The following is an 18,322-nucleotide window of genomic DNA, read 5'->3' as shown; positions in this document are numbered from 1 at the left end:
CAGGAGGTTACGACCATGGCTACCGCCCTCGCCAAGGCCGCCGACGGTTCTGAGACCGTGAAGCAGGCTGCGCGCATCCAGCACGTCTCGAAGTCGTTCGCCGGACCCACCGGACAGCAACTCGTCCTCGACGACGTCACGCTGGATGTAGCGCCGGGTGAGTTCCTCACCCTCCTGGGAGCTTCGGGCTGCGGCAAGTCCACCCTGCTGAACCTGGTGGCGGGGCTGGACACGCCTTCCGCCGGCAGCATCACCACCGACGGGCGCCCCGCCCTGATGTTCCAGGAGCACGCCCTGTTCCCGTGGATGACCGCGGGAAAAAACATCGAGCTGGCCCTCAAACTCAGGGGAGTTCCGAAGAACGAGCGGCGCGACCGGGCCGAGCAACTGCTCGAACTCGTTCGGCTGAAGGGCTCGTACGGCAAGCGGATCCACGAACTGTCCGGTGGTATGCGTCAGCGCGTGGCACTGGCCCGTGCGCTCGCCCAGGACAGCCGGCTGCTGCTGATGGACGAGCCGTTTGCGGCGCTGGACGCGATCACTCGCGATGTGCTGCACGACGAACTGACCCGGATCTGGACGGAGACCGGCGTGTCCGTCCTGTTCGTCACGCACAACGTGCGCGAGGCGGTGCGGCTGGCGCAGCGGGTCGTCCTGCTGTCGTCCCGGCCCGGGCGCGTGGCGCGGGAATGGACCGTGGACATTGCCCAGCCGCGCCGCATCGAGGACGCGCCCGTGGCCGAACTGTCCCTCGAGATCACCGAAGAACTGCGTAGGGAGATCCGCCGTCATGGCCAGCACTGAGACCACCGGCACGACGGCGGACTCGCCCGTCAAGGACGACTCCGCGAACCTCGGCGGCCTGGAGGCCGGTCTCGACAGCCTGGAGACCTCGGCCGCGGTCCGTACGCCGTTCCGGCAGACCTTCACCCAGAAGATCCTGCCGCCGATCCTCGCGATCGCGCTGGTCCTGGCCGTCTGGCAGCTGTTGATCTCGTTGAAGATCGTCGACGACCCCACCAGGCTGCCCTCGCCCGCCGATGTGGCGCGCGAGTTCAAGGACTCCTGGCTCAAGGGCGAGCTCCTCGGCTACATCTGGGCGAGCGTCTCACGCGGTCTGCTGGGCTTCTTGCTGGCGCTCGTCATAGGCACGCCGCTGGGTCTGCTGGTGGCCCGGGTGAAATTCGTGCGGGCGGCCGTCGGGCCGGTCCTGTCCGGTCTGCAGTCGCTGCCGTCGGTGGCCTGGGTGCCTCCGGCCGTGATCTGGCTGGGCCTGAACAACTCGATGATGTACGCGGTGATCCTGCTCGGCGCAGTCCCGTCGATCGCCAACGGTCTGGTCTCCGGCATCGACCAGGTGCCACCGCTGTTCCTGCGGGCCGGCCGCTCGATCGGGGCCACCGGCCTGAAGGGTGCCCGGCACATCGTCATGCCGGCCGCGCTGCCGGGCTATCTGGCGGGTCTGAAGCAGGGCTGGGCGTTCTCCTGGCGCTCGCTGATGGCCGCGGAGATCATCGCTCCGTCGCCCGATCTGGGAGTCGGCCTGGGCGCACTGCTGGAGTTCGGGCGCAACGCCAGCTCGATGGCCATGGTGTTCCAGGCCATCATCCTGATCCTGTTCGTCGGCATCGCGATCGAACTGCTGATCTTCAACCCTCTGGAGCGGTGGGTGCTGCGCAGCCGCGGCCTGCTGGTGAAGGGCTGAGGCACACACCATGCACAACCCGGTCCTTCTCGTCATCGCCCACGGCAGCCGCGACCCGCGGCACGCCGCGACCGTGCACGCCCTCGTGGAGCGGGTACGGTCGCTGCGGCCGGGGCTGCGGGTGGAGACCGGCTTCCTGGACTTCAACATCCCCTCGGTACAGGGGGTGTTGGAATCATTGGCCGCGGGGGGCGTCCGTGACGTCGTGGCGCTGCCTCTGCTGCTCACGCGCGCGTTCCATGCGAAGGCGGACATACCGGCGGTTCTGCGAGACGCTCCGCCACAGCTCCGCATCCGCCAGGCGGAGGTGCTGGGCCCGTCCCCGCTGCTGCTGTCGGCACTGGAGCGGCGTCTGTACGAGGCGGGGTTGACGCCCGCCGACAAGTCCTCGACCGGGGTCGTGCTGGCCTCGGCGGGGTCCTCTGACCCGGAGGCGATCGCAGTGATCGCAGACATCGCGCGGGAGTGGTGGCACACCGGTTGGTGCGCCGTGCGACCTGCGTTCGCCTCCGCATCTCTGCCCCGCACCGAAGACGCGGTGCGTGAACTGCGCGAACTGGGTTGCGAGCGGGTCGCCGTTGCACCCTACGTCCTCGCCCCCGGCTTCCTGCCCGACCGCATCGCCCGGGGCGCGGCCGAGGCGGACGTCCTTGCCCATGTGCTCGGCCCGGCACCCGAAGTGGCCCGGGTCGTCCTGCGCAGGTACGACGAAATGCGACAGGAAATGTGGCGCCGGCCCCGCTCTGTGGGATCCCTATTCCGTGATGCAGCCCTTCGGCATTCCACCGCTGGATAATCGTCTCAATATACGACCCAACTCTTGGGATGAAACCTCAGATCTTCCTCAGGCATCCTGCAACTACCTTGAACCACACGGTCGTTCGGGAGATGATCTAGGTGTTGCTCCGGCCGGGTGACTCCGGAACGGAATGAGCGAGTCAGGATCCTCCGAGCCGGATGCCGCACTCCCACAATCAGACCGAAAATCGGGGACTGAACATGCGCAAAACAGCCGCAGTTACCTCCGCAGCGCTCATAGGGATCGGACTCTTGGCCGCGGCCCCGTCCGCAAGCGCGGAAACGAGCCCGCAGGCAGGCTGCACGGCCGTCTTCGCCCCCACCAAGACCGCCAAGGCCACCGCCGCGGTCCAGTACCTGAAGACGTCCAGCACGAAGATCACGCCCACCTCCTACGCGATCCGCACCACGTCGCAGGGCCTGAAGAAGAGCCGCACGGACTTCACCCTGTACGTACGCATCCTGTCGCAGGGCAGCGGCAGCCCGAACCACGAGTACCAGGCCAAGAAGGGCACTCACTACTACACCGACCTGTGGGGTCCCACGTTCTCCAGGGCCACGACCCTCAAGAAGGGCCAGAACCGCGTGGTGATCGACGGTTGGTACGACCTCAGCTCGCACGCCTGGGCCGTCCAGTGCGGCAAGGGTGTGAGCTTCGCCTTCTGATGGGTTTTCCGGGCTCCAGCCCCTGGCACACCTTTCACTGAAACGGGTGGGCGGACGTTCCTTCCGCCCACCCGTTCCCCTGGAGACAGAGCAGTCATGGCATCCATCACCCTCCACCGTCCCCCTTGGCCGATCGCCCTGATCACCGTGTCGTGCGCACTCATGGCAGCGACAGGATGCACCGCTGCGACGGACAGCGGCGGTACCCAGCGGCCCGAGAATCGGGATCCGTCGGTGATCATCACTGATGCGGACACCAAAGGGGTTGTGACATTCGATTCACAGAAGGAAGTTCTCCGGGGGTACTTCCGGGACGGCCGCCTGGCATGGGAGGAGAAGAACGTCTTTCCGGGCGAGGTGCACTGCGCTCCCTCATGTCCGGACGCCGGATTCTCCCTCAACAAGACGTCGAAGTCTGGAAGGTCGGGGTCCGCATTCGTCTGGCACTCCGGCCGGAAGCGCAGCACGGAAACCTTCACAAAGCCCGATGTCAATCTGTACTGGACCGCCGGTCCGGGCGACTGGATAGCCACCGATGGCGATGGACTGCTGTGGAAGGCGCACGGGAGCAGGCATCGTCTTCCGATGCGGGGCGGGGTTCCTGAAGCACAGGGAAGGGCCTCCGACGAGGGGACCCGGATCGCGGTCTCCGTGGCGCAGAACACCAAGGCGGATACGTCATGGAAATCCTTCCTCTTTGATGTCGGGAACGGTCACGCGAGAGAGCCGCAAAGGGTTCCTTCCTGGCTTTCTGGTCCTGTCGGGTGCCTGTCCGACACCTTGGGAGTGGCCCTCACACTCGGTGCCGAACCCACCGAAATCGAATTGAACACCGGCCGTACGAAAGAGATTCACAGTGGGTTCTCCAGCGAATGCTCCGTGAGCGGCTCACAAGCCATGTCCGGCGCGTCCTCTGCCGTAGCCTCAGGGACACTCCGGGAACTCCAGCTGATGGATCTGTCCGCTCCCGGAAGAACTCCGGCCAAAGCCACCGCTCGTGGAGATTCACGCATCAGCGTCTACCAGGGTTGCGGGGTATTCGTGTCACAGGGAACCGTCCGGCTCCTCGGCGAGCGGTCGGGGGCGCGCACCACCGATGTCCCCGCCCAGGACGCCCTGGCCCTCGGCGACGGAACTCTCTACGCGGCCGATGCCGACGGCTCCGCCCGGTTGTTCCGCGTGACCTCACAGCAGGGAAACTGCACCATCCACAGGGCTGCTTAGCCTCGCGCTTTCACGAAAAGGGCGGTCCGAGGGGTGACAGGCCGGCAGAAAGTGCTCCTGACGGCCGCCCGTCCGGTCATGGCACGCCCCGACCTGCTCAGTTTCCCCGAAACCCCTTCCTGGTCCCGTCCGGATCTGCTGGGATGGTCCCTCGAAGCACTGTCTCGGGGGAGAACGGATCGCGTGGCCGGTCAGGAGTTCGGGTATCACCTGGGGCTGCCCAGTGCCCTGTCGGGTCTGCCGGTGAGCCCCCTCGTGCCCGGTTACGGTGCCCTCGCCGCCGCCCAGCACACGGCGGGGTTACGTCATCTCGGCGAGGCCCTGGGCGCCCACCCCGTGGGGTTACGGGTCCTGGACGGGCTGTACGTGCCGTCGGGGCCGCGGGGGCGGCGCCGGGTGGACGGCCCGTTCCTCGACTCTCTCGCCCAGGGCGCGGGCCCGGGTGCCCCACTCGCCGCGCTCCTGGCCGAGCTGCACCGGAGCGATCCCCAGGCCCTGCGCCGGGTCGTCCTGTACCAGCTGATCGGCCTGTTGCAGGACCATCCGGCAGGCGAACGCGCCCGTGTCGCAGCCGAGTTGGGGGTGCACGCCGACGAGATCGCTGGGCTGGTGGCGGCGGCCCGGCGGCGGCCCGCCCTGGACCGGCGCGGGCGCGATGCCGCGGAGTCACTCGCGGACACCCGGGAGCGGCGGCGCCTGCACCGGCTGCGGACACTGCTCGACCGGCTGCCCGCGGACACCGGCGACCCGGCGTTGACAGCCCTGCGCACGGAGCTGGCCGAGCGGCTGGACCTGGTAGAGCAATTCCTGCGGTCCGCCCGGCGGGCCGAGGAACACGGCGACCCGGAGGGCGCGAGCGCCGCCTACCTGAACGCGCTGCGCGAGGCCGCCGACGACCGACGCGCCCTGCGCGGCCTGGTCCGCATCCATCGGCCCGGGTCCGGAGACCGTCCAGCGCTGCGGGTCGAACTGCGGCCGGACCACGTCGAGTTGACGTGGCAGGACCGGGACGACGTACCGGACGGAGAGTGGCGGCTGCTGCGGCTCTACCGCACGGAGCAGGGCACACCCGCCGTACGGAGCGTGCCCGGCGCGGATCCGACGGCAGCAGGGACGGTACGGGACGAGGACGCCCCGCTCGGCTCCCCCGTGCGGTACGCGGCCCTGCCGTTGCGGGACGGTCAGATCGCCGGGCCGCCGCTGGTGTCGCGGCACCTGCTGGTCGCCCCGGAGGTCGGGCGCCCACTGCTGAGCGACGGTCCGGGCCGGCTCGACTGCACCTGGCAGCGACCGAGGGGCGCGACCGACGTCACGGTGGAGCGCATGGGCCCGGACGAGGCGACCGTCCGCCAGGAAAGGCGGCCGGAGGGCGCGACCGACGTCACCGTCGAACCCACCGGCGCCGACCAACCCGCCATCCGTCCCGCCCAGCGGCCCGACGGGTTCACCGTCACCGGCCTCCCGGCCGGCCCGCACTCCTTCCGGATCGTCTGTCACTACCGGGCGCCCGACGGCAGTCGGGTCAGCTCCCCGGGCCTGCAGGTGACCGGTACCGTCCACCCCTGGCCGGAGCCCGTGCGCGCCCTCACCGCGCAGGCCGACGGCGGGGCCGTACGGTTCGCCTGGACCGGGGGGCGGGGCGCCGAGGTGCGGCTGGTGGTGTGGCCCGGACAGGCGCCCGCGCCGGGTACCGAGCTGCGCACCGAGGAGCTGCCGGCCGCGCTGGACTGGCCCGCGCAGGCGGGTGCCCTGTGCCCTCCGCCGGGCACGTACGCCGAGGTCGCCGCTGTGGCCGTGCTCGGTGCGCGGGCGCTGGCCGGGCCCACGGTCGCCGTGGAGGCCGTGTGCCCCGTGCCGAGGCTCGCCGCCGACCGGCTCCCGGACGGGCAGGCGCAGGTCACGCTGGACTGGCCCGAGGGCGCCGGTCACCTCGTGGTCGCCTGGGACGGCGAGGAGGCGTCCGGGGAGCGGACGCTCACCGCGCACGCCTACCGGCGCGGCGGGCTGCGGCTGCCCGTCGGCCCGGGAGCCGTGCGGATCCGGGCGGCGACCGCGCCCCGGGTGCCCGGTGCCGTCGTCGTGGTACCCGACGCGGCCGAGGCGCTGCTGCCGCCGGACGCCGCCGTGCGGTACCAACTGGTGCGCGCGTCACGGCGGTTCCTCGGCCGGGGCCGCACCCTGCTGCGGGTCACCCTGGCCGCGCCGGGCGCGCTCGGCGACGTACCGGAGTTCGTGTGTGTCGCGCGCAGCGGTACGCTCCGCCCGCGCAGCGCGTCCGACGGCACGACCGTGCTGCGCATCCCCGGGCCCGACCTGGCGCGGCACGGGACCGTCGAACAGGAGCTGCCGGCCTCCCCCTGCCCGGCCCCCTACACCCTGCGCGGCTTCCTGCTCGGGGAGCACGCGACCGCGGTGCGACTGGAAGAACCCTCTCTCGCGAGCCTGGTGGTGCGCTGAGCCATGACGACCGTGATCTGCCCCTACTGCTTCGCCCGTGCGTCGGTGGCCAAGCTGCCGTACCGCTGTCTGATGACCCCGAGCGGGGTGCGCGGCGGCGCGCCCTGCGGGCCCGAACGCGACGACGCCTGGGCCGGGTTCATGGGGCCCGGCGTGCCCCCGGCGGCCCGGATGCGCGGGCCGGTGTTCGATCCGCCGCGCCGCGTCGCCGGTCTCGGCGGCGGGGGCAGCAGCGTGCCGTGCCCGAAGTGCGGGGTGCCCACGCCGGTGCGGGTGTGCCGGTCCTGCCACAGCGACCTGCCCAGCGACTACTGCGACCAGGACAGCCGGATCATCGCGCTGGTCGGCGCGAAGGCCTCTGGCAAGAGCACTTATGTGTCCGTGCTGGTCAACGAGTTGAACCAGCGGGTGGGCCAGGCCTATCACGCCTCGCTCGCGGCGATGGGCCAGAGCACGCAGACCCGGGACAAGGAGATGGCCGAGGACCTGTACGAGCGGCTGCGGCTGCCGGACGCCACCCGGCCGGCCGCCCTCGGCTTCAACGACCCCCTGCTGTACCGGCTCAGCCTGCCCCGGAAGGGTCTGCTCGGCGGCTCGGGGACCCGGCACACCACCCTGGTCTTCTTCGACGCGGCCGGTGAGGACCTGGCCGGTGCCGAGGCGATGGACCGCTACACCCGTTATCTGAGCGCCGCCGACGGGATCATCTTGCTCGTCGATCCGCTCCAACTCGGCTCGGTGCGCGATCGGTTGCCGGTGCACGAGGGGCCGCCGCTGCCGGTGGTGGAGACCTCGCCGCAGCAGATCGCAGCCGACCTGGCGGCCCAGCTGCGGGCCCATGGCAAGGGGAAGGCGCGGGGGCGCGTGTCCACGCCGATGGCGGTGGCCGTCACCAAGACGGACATGCTCAGACCCCTGCTGGACCCGCACTCCCCGCTGCTGCGCAACGCCCCGCACAGTGCGGGCACCTACGACGGTGAGGACCGGCTGGCCGTGCACGAGGAACTGCGGTCCCTGCTGACGGACTGGGACTCGGGTGCGCTGCTGCGCCAGCTTGAGCTGGACTTCTCGGAGTTGTCGCTGTTCGGGCTGTCCGCACTGGGGGCGCCGCCGCCCGCGGACGCTCCGGCGGACGTACCGAAGTCGGGTCCGCAGCCGGTGCGGGTGGAGGATCCGCTGCTGTGGCTGCTGTCCCGGCGCGGTCTGCTGCCCGTACGCACCGCGGGGAAGGGACGTGCCCAGTGAGCCTCTCGCAGCTCCACTACACCTCGGCGCCGCCCGGCCCCGACGGGTCGGGCTTCCGGTTCACCGCGGTCAGCCCCGGCGTGCCGCCGACGCTGCTGCGGGAGGCGGAGCGGCTCATCGGGTACGAGCCTCCGCGCGACCTGCCCGCCCGCCCGGACGCCGAGCAGCTGAAGAGCTTCCCGAAGGCCTTCAGTTTCAGTGAACTGTCCGACGGGGGACGGCTGTTGAGCCGCTCGGTGTACACCGGCGCCGACTACAGCGGGCGCTGGGGCAACTTCCATGCCCATGCCCTCCATCTGCCGTCCGGGGTACGGCTGCCGGACGGGGCGCTGCCCATCACGGCGTGGGAGTCGCCCCGCTGGGCCGACACCACTCCCCCGGACGGACGGCCCCGGCCCGTCGACCGGTTCGAGCCGTCGGGGCTGTTGCGCACGGACACTCTGGTGGCCTTCGCCCGGTCCCGTGCGGACCGGCTCGCCGCGTTCTTCGCCGACCTGCGGACCCTGACGGAGGAGACGGACACCCGGCAGATCGTGCTGGTCGAGCAGGACAGCGCCGACGTGGCCCAGTGGATCGCGCTCGCCTGCAGCGTGCTGCCGCGCGACCGGGCGCACCGGCTGACCTTCACCACATACACCCGCCGTCCGCAGCAGGCCCGGCAACAGATCGTCGGGGCGCTGCCGTCCTCCGAGCCGGTGGGGCACGACCACCGGTTCCGGGTGCACGAGTGCACCGGCCGCGCGGAGGGCGAGCCCGTCCAGGACGCCTGGGCCGAGGTGTGCGCGCGGGTCTGGGCGGCCGGGCGGCCCGAGCTGTTCCGCGACAGCTCCGGCGAGCTCGGCCCGCTCGCGGTGGCCGCACTCGTCCACGGCATCGGGCTGCGCGCCGACGGGCGTGCGGCGGCGGCCCGTTGGGCCGTGGACCACGCGTTCACGCTGCCCGAGGAGACACTGACCGCACTGGTCGGCGCGCTGGCCCAGCCGGGAACAGCAGGTGGCTCGGGCGCACCGGTCGGCGTCGGCACAGCAGGTGCCTCAGGCCCACCGGCCGGCGCGCGGGACGCCCGCCACAGCCCCACCGGTATCCCCCTGGACGACGAACTGCCCGCGCTGGCCGCCCTGTCGGCCCGGCTGGACGGACACGTGCCCACCGCCGTCTCCGCACCCCTCGCCGCCCGCGTCCTGGCCTCGGCCGTGCTCGACCGCGGCCCGGTGCCGCCCCTGGGCGCGGGCTCGCTGACCCCCGCGCTCCGCTCCCAGCTGGCCCGGGACCTCGCCCCGGCCCTGCGACAGGGCATCGCCGACCCGACCGAGCCGGCCACGGGCCGCCCCCTGGCGCTGCTGCGCGTCGCCGACCTGCTCGACGTGGACTGCACGGAAGCACTCCCGAAGTTCGCGGAGCGCATCGCCCGGGACCTGGTGAGCGAGCCGTCCTCCGACAGTCCCCCGACCGACGACGGGACCGTGCCCCCCGCCCTCCTCGACGCCGTCCACGGCCATCCCGCGCTGCGCACCGCCCTGTTCGGTGCACTGGACGCGCTCGCCGCCGCGCATCCGCCCGGGGTCGCCGCGCGGCTGGCCGGGTCCGGGCTGCCGGTCTCGCTCGACCCCGGCTTCCCGCACTTGCGCATGTGCGTCCAGGCCGGTACCGCAGGGCGCACCGGCGGCGACCGGCTGCCGCGGTGCCACGAGGTGCTGCGCATCGCCGGGGTCTCGCCGCACGCCGAACCGGCCGTCCTGCACACCGCCTTCCAGCTGGTCTGGCCGGACGACCTGCCCACCGGGGAGGAGGCGAGCCTGCTGCTGAACGAGCTGGGCTCGGACGCGCACCGGCTGGCCGGCACCCGGGACCTGCTGGTCGAGGCCGCGCTCGCCGCCCCGGCCGACGACCCCGCCGTACCGGCCCTCGCCACCGACCTGCTGCGCTGCTTCACCACGGAGCTGCGGCCCGCGCACCGGGCGCCGCTGCTCCTGCTGGAGTACGCGGACCTGCTCGACACCGACCAGGACGTGGAGGGCTGGGCGGATCATGTGCTGCAGCTGCGGGACGGTGCGGCCGAGCCGGTCCCCGATCCGGTGACGCGGCGGGTGTACGACGCCCTCGCGCGGCGGCTGCTGGCCGTACCGGCACCGCACAGCGAGTCCTACGCGCCGCCCCGCCCGCCGGCGCCCGAGAGCGAGCTGTACGCGCTGGCCCGCTCGGGTGATCCGGGGCTGCTGGCGGCGTACGCGCGGGTGGCCCGCGGGGACCGGGTGGGCGACCGGCTGCGCACCGTGCCGTCGTACGTCGCCGTCTGCTTCGGCGACTGGAGTACGTACCCGCAGACGCACCCGGCCTGGGAGGCGACGCGGACGACCCTGCTGACCAAGGTGTTGCGGCCTGTGGTCCGGGCGCTGCCGGCCGAGGACCTGAGCGCGGTCGAGGAGGCGCTGCGCCGCACCGGCCGGGGCCGCCTGGACGCCTACCGCGCCTGGAACCGCCCCGGCGCCCTGGGCCGGCTCGCGGGCCGGCTGACCGGGCGCGGGCGGCGCGAGGAGCGGCCGGCCACCTGGTACGGCGATGTCCAGCCGCCGGCCGAAGGAGACCGCGGATGAACACGGGCGCGGACGGCGGAGGAGCCGGCGTCGTGGTCCAGGTGCTGCTGCTCCTGCTCGCCTGGGCCGGTGCGGTCGCCGCCGCGGTGTGCGTGTTCCGGACGCTGTGGGAGTTCCTCGGGCGGGGCGTGCAGGCGGTGTGGCAGCGGCTCGGGCCGTGGCAGACGGGCAGCACCGACCCGCGCCTGGCGGGGGTGGGGAGTCGTGAGCCCGCGCATCTCGCCTACTGGTGGCGGCAGTCGTGGGCGGACGCGCTGTCCGCCGGGCGGGCCGGCCTGGGGGAGATCTGGTCCGCGTTCAACGACCCGTGGATGGACCGGACCGCTCGGAACCTGTTCCAGGGGCGCCGTGCCTCGGGCGTGCGCGCCTCGGCGCCGCTGTACCGGTTCCTGCTGGTCGTGTTCATCGCGCCCGGCACCACGGCGGGCGCGCTGGTCGGCGCGGTGCTGGCCACGCTGCTCCTCTTCGGGGTGCTGGCCCTGTTCGCACTGCTGGTGGCCGTGGTGTGGCTGGGCTGGGCCGCCGGGGTGCCGGTGCTGCGCGGGGTGGAGCGCGCCCGGCTGCTGCTGCGGGGCATCCGCGTGAAGTGCCCCCACCCCGGCTGTTACGCGCCCGTCCCGCTGGCCCTGCACCGCTGCCCGAACTGCCAGGCCCTGCACGCCGAGTTGCGGCCCGGGCGGTACGGCGTGCTGTGGCACGTGTGCCGGTGCGGGCACCGGCTGCCGGCCTCCCGGCTGCTGGGCCGCGGGAAGCTGACGGCGCTGTGTCCGCACTGCGAGCAGTTCCTGCCCAGGGCCGCGGAGACCATGCGCGTGGTGCACACCCCGCTGGTCGGCGGCACCTCGTCGGGCAAGACGATGCTGATGGCGGCCATGGTCGAGGGGCTGCACGCCCGGGCCCGGCAGGGCGAGCTGCGGGTCGAGTACGCCACCGTCGACGACCAGCGCACCCAGACCGGCCTCAACCAGGAGCTGAACCGCACCGGCTGGGCGCACGCCACCACCGGCGGCCAGCCGCGCGCCCTGATGCTCACCGTGGCCCGGGGCCGCAGGCGGAGGCTGCTGTACCTGTACGACCCGATGGGCGAGTCGGTGAGCGACGCCGAACGGGTGCGGGCCCAGCAGTACCTGGCGCACGCGGACGGGGTGATCCTGGTCGCCGACGTGCTGGCCGACCCCAAGGTCCGCGGCCGGCTGGGCCCCGAGGACACCGACCGGACGGACCGGGCGCGGCCCTCGGCGCAGGGTCCGTGGGAGACGTACCAGCGGCTCACCGGTGAGCTGGCGGCACTCACCGGCCGGCGGCCCCGGATGTCCGTGGCCGCCGTGGTCACCAAGCGGGACGTGCTGGACCAGCTGACCTCGCTGCCGGTGCCGGGCGCGCGCATCGACGAGTGGCTCGCCGAGGTCGGTCTCGGCTCGCTGGTCCGCGCCCTCGGCCACGACTTCCGGGCGGCCCGCTACTGGGCGGTCAGCGCCCATGCGGCCACCGGCACCGGGCCGCTGGAGAGCGAGCAGCGCCGGGCCGCCGAGCCGGTGCTGTGGCTGCTCGCGGCCTCGGGGCTGCGCACCGGCCCGCTCACCGGGTCCGGCGGCGGCAGCCACCTGATCAAGGCCCGGCGGCGACCGGACGAGGCCGAGGAAGGGAGGTACAGCCCGGCATGACCCAGGTCACCCCCTCCGTCTCCCGGGCCCGGCGGGCGCTGGCGGGCCTGTTCGTCACCGCCCTGGTCCTGGCGGTGGCCGCGCTCGGCTACGGCATACGGCTGCTGCTGCCCTGACCCGAACTCCCCATCACCTGAAAGGAATCACGGCGTGAGCGACATTCCCGGCGGGCCCATGGCCAACCGGCCGGTCCACTTCATCTGGCTGCTCGACTGCTCGTACTCGATGCAGGGCGAGAAGATCGCGAAGCTCAACTACGCGATCAGAGAGGCGGTTCCGGAGATGCGGTCGGTGGCCCACGACAACCCGGCCGCCCAACTGCTGCTGCGGACGGTGACCTTCTCCACCACCGCCCAGTGGCACCACCAGACCCCGGTCCCGGTCGACGACTTCACCTGGCAGGACGTCCAGGTCGACGGCATGACCAACCTCGGGGAGGCGCTGCACCTGGTGGCGCGGGAGCTGCAGACCCCGCCGATGCCCGAGCGGGCGCTGAAGCCGGTGCTGGCGCTGGTCTCGGACGGGGTGCCCACCGACGACTGGAAGGCGGGCCTGAAGGCGATCGACGCCACCCCCTGGGGCCGCAAGGCGGTGCGGGTCGCCATCGCGATCGGCGCCGACGCGGACCGCGGGGTGCTCCAGGAGTTCCTCGGCAACCCCGAGCTTCAGCCGCTGGACGCCAACAGCCCCAAACAACTGGCCGCCGCCATCCGGTGGGCGTCCACGGCGGCCGTGAAGGCGGCGTCCCAGCCGGTGGCGGGCGACTCCTCGGGCACGGGCGTGACCATGGCGAAGCAGCCGTTCGCGCCGCCGGTCCTGGACGACGACGATGACGACGACGTGTGGTGACGCTCGGGGTGCGACGGTGGGAGACGCTCGCCGACAGCGTCCAGGGGGTCAACAAGCGCCGCAACCAGGACTGGTACGAGTGCCGGGGCACCGGATCCGGTGAGGATCCGCTGATCCTCGCGGTGGCCGACGGGCACGGCTCGGCGGTGCACGCGCGCAGCGAGCTGGGCGCGCGGTTCGCCGTGGACCGGTTCGTGTCGCTGGCCGGCCACTTCGGCCGGGCGGCGCACGACTGCCACGAGCCGGGGCGGCTGGCCAGGCTGATGACGTACGCCCGGGACGACTTCCCGCGCGCTCTGGTGCACGAGTGGCGGCAGACGGCCCTCGGGCACTGGGACCGCAACCGGCCGGTGGTCGAGGAGGAGTCCCGGGAGCCGGGGCCCGACGACAAGCTCCTGCTGTACGGGACGACGCTGATCGGTGCCGTGCTCACGCCGTGGCTGTTCGTGGCCTGGCAGGTGGGCGACGGGGATCTCGCCGTGGTGGAGCACGACGGCACGCTGAGCCGTCCGCTCGCGCCGGCCGAGGAGGACCTGGGCGACGAGACGGAGTCGCTGTGCGGGCACAAGGCCTGGCAGTCGATGCGGATGCACTGGGCGCCGGTGTTCGAGGAGGCGCGCACCCCGCGTCTGGTGGTGCTGTCCACGGACGGGCTGTCGAAGAGCTTCGCGTCGGCCGACGGGTACGGCGCGTTCGTCGCGGGCCTGGCCGGGCGGCTCGCCCGGGAGGGCAGCTCGGGGGTGCGGACGGTGCTGCCCGAGTGGCTGGCGCAGGCGTCGAGCTACTCCGGGGACGACACGACGCTGGCGGCGGCGCTGCGCTCCGACGGGGGCGGCGGTCCGGCTGAGACGGAAGAACGGAAGACGGAGACGTAGATGAGCGGCATGCTCGATGGCGGGACGCGCCTTGCGGCGGAGAACGGTGACGAGGTCGAGATCGTCGACTTCCTCGGCGCGGGCGGCCAGGGCGAGGTGTACCGGGTTCGCACACCGGACGGGGAGCGGGCGCTGAAGTGGTACTACCCGACCAACGCGACCGACGAACAGGAGCAGATCGTAAGGGAGTTGGTCATCCGGGAGTTCGCCGACAACCGGTTCCTGTGGCCGGAGGCCTTCGTGCCCGCGCACCGCGGGTCGTTCGGCTATCTGATGGGGCTGCGCCCGGACCGCTACAAGGGTCTTCCGGCGCTGTTCCGGCGGCAGTTGCGCACCAGTCCGCGGGCGCTGCTGGCGGCCTGCCTGTACACGGTGGAGGCCTATCAGGCGCTGCACTCGCGGGGCATCGCCTACCGGGACATCTCCTGGGGCAACATCTTCTTCGACCCGGCCACCGGTGACGTGCTGGTCTGCGACAACGACAACGCGGTGGTGGAGGGGGACGCCAGCGGCATCTCGGGGACCATGGAGTTCATGGCGCCGGAGCTGGTGCGCGGCGACCCGGGCGCGCGCCCCGGCACCCAGTCCGACCTGCACTCGCTCGCCGTCCTGCTGTTCATGTTCCTGATGAACCATCACCCGCTCAAGGGCAAGCGCGAGTTGGGGATCCACTGTCTGGACGAGGCGGCCGAGCGCAAGCTGTACGGCAGGAGCCCGCTGTTCCTGTTCGACCCGGCCGACGACTCCAACGCACCGGACCCGATGGAACACGCCACCGTGCTGGCCACCTGGCCTGCGGCGGCCGCGACGCTGCAGGAGCTGTTCCGGCGCTCCTTCACGGTCGGGCTGCAGGATCCGGCGGCGCGGGTGCGGGAGAGCGAGTGGCGCAACGCGCTGCGGGCGGTGCTGGACTCGGTGGTCGAGTGCGCGTCCTGCGGGCGGCAGAACATGACCGAGCCGGGCGAGAACCCGCCGCCGCGCCTGTGCTGGGGCTGCGGAGCGCAGTTGGTGCTGCCCCCGCGACTGACGGTGACCACTCCCCCGCCCCGCACCCAGCACCACATCCGGCTGCGCCGCGGTGCCCGGGTCCAGGCCCACCATCTGCTGCCGGAGCCGGCCCGGCACGACTGCTCGGACGCCGCGCTGGTGGCGGAGCTGGTCGAACATCCGAAGAAGCCGGGCCGGTTCGGCATCGCCAACCGGTCGCAGCAGACCTGGACGGGCACCCGCTCCGACGGCACCGCGCAGAAGGTCGAGCCGGGTCAGACCGTGCCGCTCAGGTCCGGTCTGGAACTCGACCTCGGCGACGGGGTCCGGGCGGTGGTACACGCCAGGTGAGCGGCGGACGGGGCCCCGTGTCGGCGGCGGGGCCCCGCCTGCTCACAGGCCCAGTACCTGCATGAGCTGCTGGGTGAACGCGAGGCTGCCGCTACCGGCAGCGGCGCCGATGATGATGGTCTCCAGGGCCGAGCGGATCCGGCCCCGGTTGGGCGGCCCGCCGTCCTCGACGGACTCCTGCAGCGCACCGCGGATGACCTCTCCCTGCAGCACGAGCGGAGGGTACTCGGCGCGCAGCGCCTCGAGCAGGCCGTCCGAGAGCCGGATGAGGCCCTCCGAGGCCGGCGCGTAGGGGTTGACCTCGATACGGCCGTGATCGCCGATGTTGGCGGGGCCGTTGATGTTCCCGTGGAAGTTGTAGGTACTCATTGTCCTGTCCTGTACTCCTGCTCCCTGAGGGGGACGGCGGGGCTGAGGTTACGGCGCGGACGGGCGGGGCCCCACGGATCCCTGGCCGCCCCAGGGTCCCGGTCCGCCGTGCGGCCCCGGACCCTGCTGACCGCCCATGGCGATCGTGCCGTTGTTGCCGAAGTTGCTGGGACCGCTGACGTTACCGATGTTGTAGGTCTGTGTGCTGATGACTTGTACAGCCTTGTCGTACGAGCTGGTGTCCACATGGTGGTCCTCGAGGAACCGCTCCGTGGCCGTGAGCACGCCCTGCTGCAGCCGGAACAGGAAGTCCTGCGAGTCGGTCCGCTCGGCGTAGCCCGCCGCGTCCCAGGCACCCAGGTCCTCGCGCAGGCTGCCCTTGGCGCCGTAGTCGTACAGGACGTGCTGCTTGGTGATGGCCTTGCGCTGTCTGGCCAGCCGGCGCTCGTGGTCGCGCTGCCAGCGGCGGCGGGCACTCAACCGGCCCAGGGCGCCGCGCAGTTCACGACCCGTGTGCGAGGTGGCGTACCTGACGAGGCTCCACCAGCGTTCTCGCGGGGCCACCGGAAGCCGGTCCACGCGGTGGAAACGGCCGTCCAGCGGGGGGATCGCGTAGGCGGCGACCTCCCAGGTCAGGCTGGGTGGCTGCAGGATGGCCCGCAGGTACATGGAGACGATCATCCGGCCGCCCTCGCCGATGCGTTCCAGGCACAGGTGGGTGCGCATGCCCGCTCCCGGGTTCTGCAGGCCCGCCTGCACCAGCTGCTTGGGTATCTGGGCGTGGGGCCGGCGGGTGCGGTCGGGCACCAGCTCGGGCAGGAAGGGGGCGTTGCTGCCGAGGACGTAGAGCCGGTTCTTGGCCCTGAGGCCCTGGAGCCCGGAGATGCCCTCCATGTGGCGGGCCACGTAAGTGTGCAGGTCGATGGCGTCGAAGGGCAGCAGCGGGAGCTTCCCGCCGCCGGGGGCGTCGGCGGGTCTGCTGATGTCGATGGGCTGCCAGACCACCTCCTTGATCTTCTCACCGCTGCCGACGAACGGCGTGGTCTGGGCGGCGGCGTCCGCGTACGGCAGGACGTTGGCGCGTTTCAGCTCGTTGAGCAGGGCCTCCGCCTCGGGTTCCACGGGCGGTGCCGTGTGCTCGGGCTTCTCTGCGGAGTGGAACACCTCGCGTGCCGTGTCCCGGCCCACGGACTCCTTGTGACGGACCGTCGTCCAGGCGGCCGCGTAGGCGCCGAGAGGGCCGAAAATCGTCACCCATCCGAGTGAACCGTGTCCGTTGACCAGAGCCCACACTCCCACCAGAACGGCGAAGGGCACGGCCGCCGCGAGACAGGCCAGCCGGCGGTCGAGGGCAGCGCGGCGGCGGGTGGCCACGCGTGCGTGGCGGGCGAGGGCCACGAAGTTGATGCCGAGGCTCAGCCCCAGGGCATCCAGCCGGTCGCCGGTGAGCGCCCGGTCCACGTACAGGGCGAAGTCGTCGTCGAGGTGCACCGAGGCGCACAGGCGCCGTGTCACCGAGTCCTTGCGGTACTGCGGCAGCGTCGGTAATGGTCGCCCCGTCATACTCATCCGTCCCCCTCGGCCGTTCCGCGCGCGCTTCACCCTAGGTTCAACCTGTGGGGTTTGTCGCGGAGTTCGGGCGAGCCGGACCGACCTGCCCCGGGCAGGGGTAGGCTGCCGCCGCGGTCCGGCGCTCCCCTGTGACGTCGGACCGCGGTCGGCTCTTCGTTCTGCGTCTGGTCCTGCAGATGTGTCACTGGCATGGGGAGACGAGGGCGCCTTAGGGTTGTTTATCAGCCAACCTTCGTCGGGTGGTCCGGAGTTGCCTGCCGGGGTGGTCCCGCCGCCGCGACATCGGATCAGTCGAAGCGGAGGCCTCCCGTGCGGGTGCGCTTGAGTTCGAAGAAGTCGGGATGGCGGGCCAGCACCCGGAAGCTGTCGAAGAGTTCGGCTGCCTCGGCGCCGCGCGGAACGGCCCGCAGGACGGGGCCGAACCACACCGTGCCGTCGGCATGGATCGTGGGCGTGCCCACATAGCCACCCGACGCCGGCTCGGCGCCCGCCTCGTGACTGCGGCGGACCGCATCGTCGTACGCCGGGTCGTGGGCGGCGGCCGACAGGTCTGCCGGGAGACCGAGTTCGGCGAGGGACTCGGCCACGACCGCGTCGAAGTCCTTGATCCCCCGCTCGTGGATCCGGGTGCCGAACGCGGTGTACAGGTCGCGCAGCACGTTCTCGCCGTGTCGTTCGGCAGCCGCTGCGGCGACTCGTACCGGGCCGATCGACCGGTCGACCAAGTCCCGGTACCAATCCGGGAGTTCGTTTCCCGTGTTGTGCAGATACAGGCTCATGACATGGAAGCGGAGGTCGAGCGGGCGCTCGCGCTCGACCTCCAGCAGCCAGCGGGAGGTGATCCAGGCGAAGGGGCATGCCGGGTCGAAGAAGAAGTCGACACGGGTCGGGGCGGGGGTCGTCGTTGCGCGGTCGTCGCGAGGCGTCATGCCGGTGACGCTAGTCCGCCGATGGCACAGGTTCCCG

At 72.1% G+C, this 18,322-nt stretch carries 15 protein-coding genes; 12 read left to right on the top strand and 3 right to left on the bottom strand.

Annotated features, from left to right (window positions below):
* Positions 1 to 15 precede the first annotated feature (15 nt).
* From ACZ5DS_RS06330 to ACZ5DS_RS06275, 12 genes are all read left to right on the top strand, one after another.
* Positions 16 to 804 (top strand): ABC transporter ATP-binding protein, encoded by a 789-nt coding sequence (locus tag ACZ5DS_RS06330; protein WP_468234627.1) that lies wholly within the window; start codon positions 16 to 18, stop codon positions 802 to 804.
* Positions 791 to 1,705, top strand: a complete 915-nt coding sequence (locus tag ACZ5DS_RS06325) for an ABC transporter permease (RefSeq protein ID WP_468234626.1) — start codon at positions 791 to 793, stop codon at positions 1,703 to 1,705. The genes ACZ5DS_RS06330 and ACZ5DS_RS06325 overlap by 14 nt, the downstream gene beginning before the upstream one ends.
* A gap of 10 nt (positions 1,706 to 1,715) precedes the next feature.
* Entirely contained in the window at positions 1,716 to 2,501 is a 786-nt protein-coding gene (locus ACZ5DS_RS06320; protein WP_468234624.1) for a sirohydrochlorin chelatase, read from the top strand.
* Between the two features lie 254 nt (positions 2,502 to 2,755).
* Complete coding sequence (locus tag ACZ5DS_RS06315; protein WP_468234622.1) at positions 2,756 to 3,169, top strand: hypothetical protein; 414 nt, start codon at positions 2,756 to 2,758, stop codon at positions 3,167 to 3,169.
* Between the two features lie 234 nt (positions 3,170 to 3,403).
* Complete coding sequence (locus ACZ5DS_RS06310) at positions 3,404 to 4,393, top strand: hypothetical protein (RefSeq protein ID WP_468234621.1); 990 nt, start codon at positions 3,404 to 3,406, stop codon at positions 4,391 to 4,393.
* Between the two features lie 183 nt (positions 4,394 to 4,576).
* Complete coding sequence (locus tag ACZ5DS_RS06305; RefSeq protein ID WP_468234619.1) at positions 4,577 to 6,850, top strand: hypothetical protein; 2,274 nt, start codon at positions 4,577 to 4,579, stop codon at positions 6,848 to 6,850.
* Between the two features lie 3 nt (positions 6,851 to 6,853).
* Positions 6,854 to 8,095, top strand: coding sequence for a TRAFAC clade GTPase domain-containing protein (locus ACZ5DS_RS06300; protein ID WP_468234618.1), 1,242 nt, complete (start codon positions 6,854 to 6,856; stop codon positions 8,093 to 8,095).
* The gene (locus tag ACZ5DS_RS06295) at positions 8,092 to 10,689 is read left to right on the top strand and encodes a GTPase-associated protein 1-related protein (RefSeq protein ID WP_468234616.1); all 2,598 of its coding nucleotides are present in this window, start codon (positions 8,092 to 8,094) and stop codon (positions 10,687 to 10,689) included. Before ACZ5DS_RS06300 ends, ACZ5DS_RS06295 begins: the two co-directional genes overlap by 4 nt.
* Positions 10,686 to 12,353, top strand: a complete 1,668-nt coding sequence (locus tag ACZ5DS_RS06290) for a TRAFAC clade GTPase domain-containing protein (protein ID WP_468234615.1) — start codon at positions 10,686 to 10,688, stop codon at positions 12,351 to 12,353. The genes ACZ5DS_RS06295 and ACZ5DS_RS06290 overlap by 4 nt, the downstream gene beginning before the upstream one ends.
* A 174-nt stretch (positions 12,354 to 12,527) precedes the next feature.
* On the top strand, positions 12,528 to 13,202 hold the full coding sequence (locus tag ACZ5DS_RS06285; RefSeq protein ID WP_468235103.1) for a vWA domain-containing protein: 675 nt from the start codon (positions 12,528 to 12,530) through the stop codon (positions 13,200 to 13,202).
* Positions 13,196 to 14,077, top strand: a complete 882-nt coding sequence (locus ACZ5DS_RS06280; protein ID WP_468234614.1) for a protein phosphatase 2C domain-containing protein — start codon at positions 13,196 to 13,198, stop codon at positions 14,075 to 14,077. Before ACZ5DS_RS06285 ends, ACZ5DS_RS06280 begins: the two co-directional genes overlap by 7 nt.
* The gene (locus ACZ5DS_RS06275; protein ID WP_468234613.1) at positions 14,078 to 15,415 is read left to right on the top strand and encodes a protein kinase domain-containing protein; all 1,338 of its coding nucleotides are present in this window, start codon (positions 14,078 to 14,080) and stop codon (positions 15,413 to 15,415) included.
* A 42-nt stretch (positions 15,416 to 15,457) separates the two neighbouring features.
* On the opposite strand, the gene ACZ5DS_RS06270 is transcribed toward ACZ5DS_RS06275, so the two are convergent.
* The 3 genes from ACZ5DS_RS06270 to ACZ5DS_RS06260 form a co-directional block, all read right to left on the bottom strand.
* The gene (locus tag ACZ5DS_RS06270) at positions 15,458 to 15,784 is read right to left on the bottom strand and encodes a hypothetical protein (protein WP_468234611.1); all 327 of its coding nucleotides are present in this window, start codon (positions 15,782 to 15,784) and stop codon (positions 15,458 to 15,460) included.
* A 48-nt stretch (positions 15,785 to 15,832) separates the two neighbouring features.
* Positions 15,833 to 17,353, bottom strand: a complete 1,521-nt coding sequence (locus ACZ5DS_RS06265) for a hypothetical protein (RefSeq protein ID WP_468234610.1) — start codon at positions 17,351 to 17,353, stop codon at positions 15,833 to 15,835.
* A 290-nt stretch (positions 17,354 to 17,643) separates the two neighbouring features.
* Complete coding sequence (locus ACZ5DS_RS06260; RefSeq protein WP_468234608.1) at positions 17,644 to 18,285, bottom strand: mycothiol-dependent nitroreductase Rv2466c family protein; 642 nt, start codon at positions 18,283 to 18,285, stop codon at positions 17,644 to 17,646.
* Positions 18,286 to 18,322: the final 37 nt, after the last annotated feature.

The organism is Streptomyces sp. NPDC031100, from assembly GCF_055570785.1.
The sequence above is the reverse complement of the archived record's forward strand: the minus strand, read 5'-3'. Positions and strand labels throughout refer to the sequence as shown.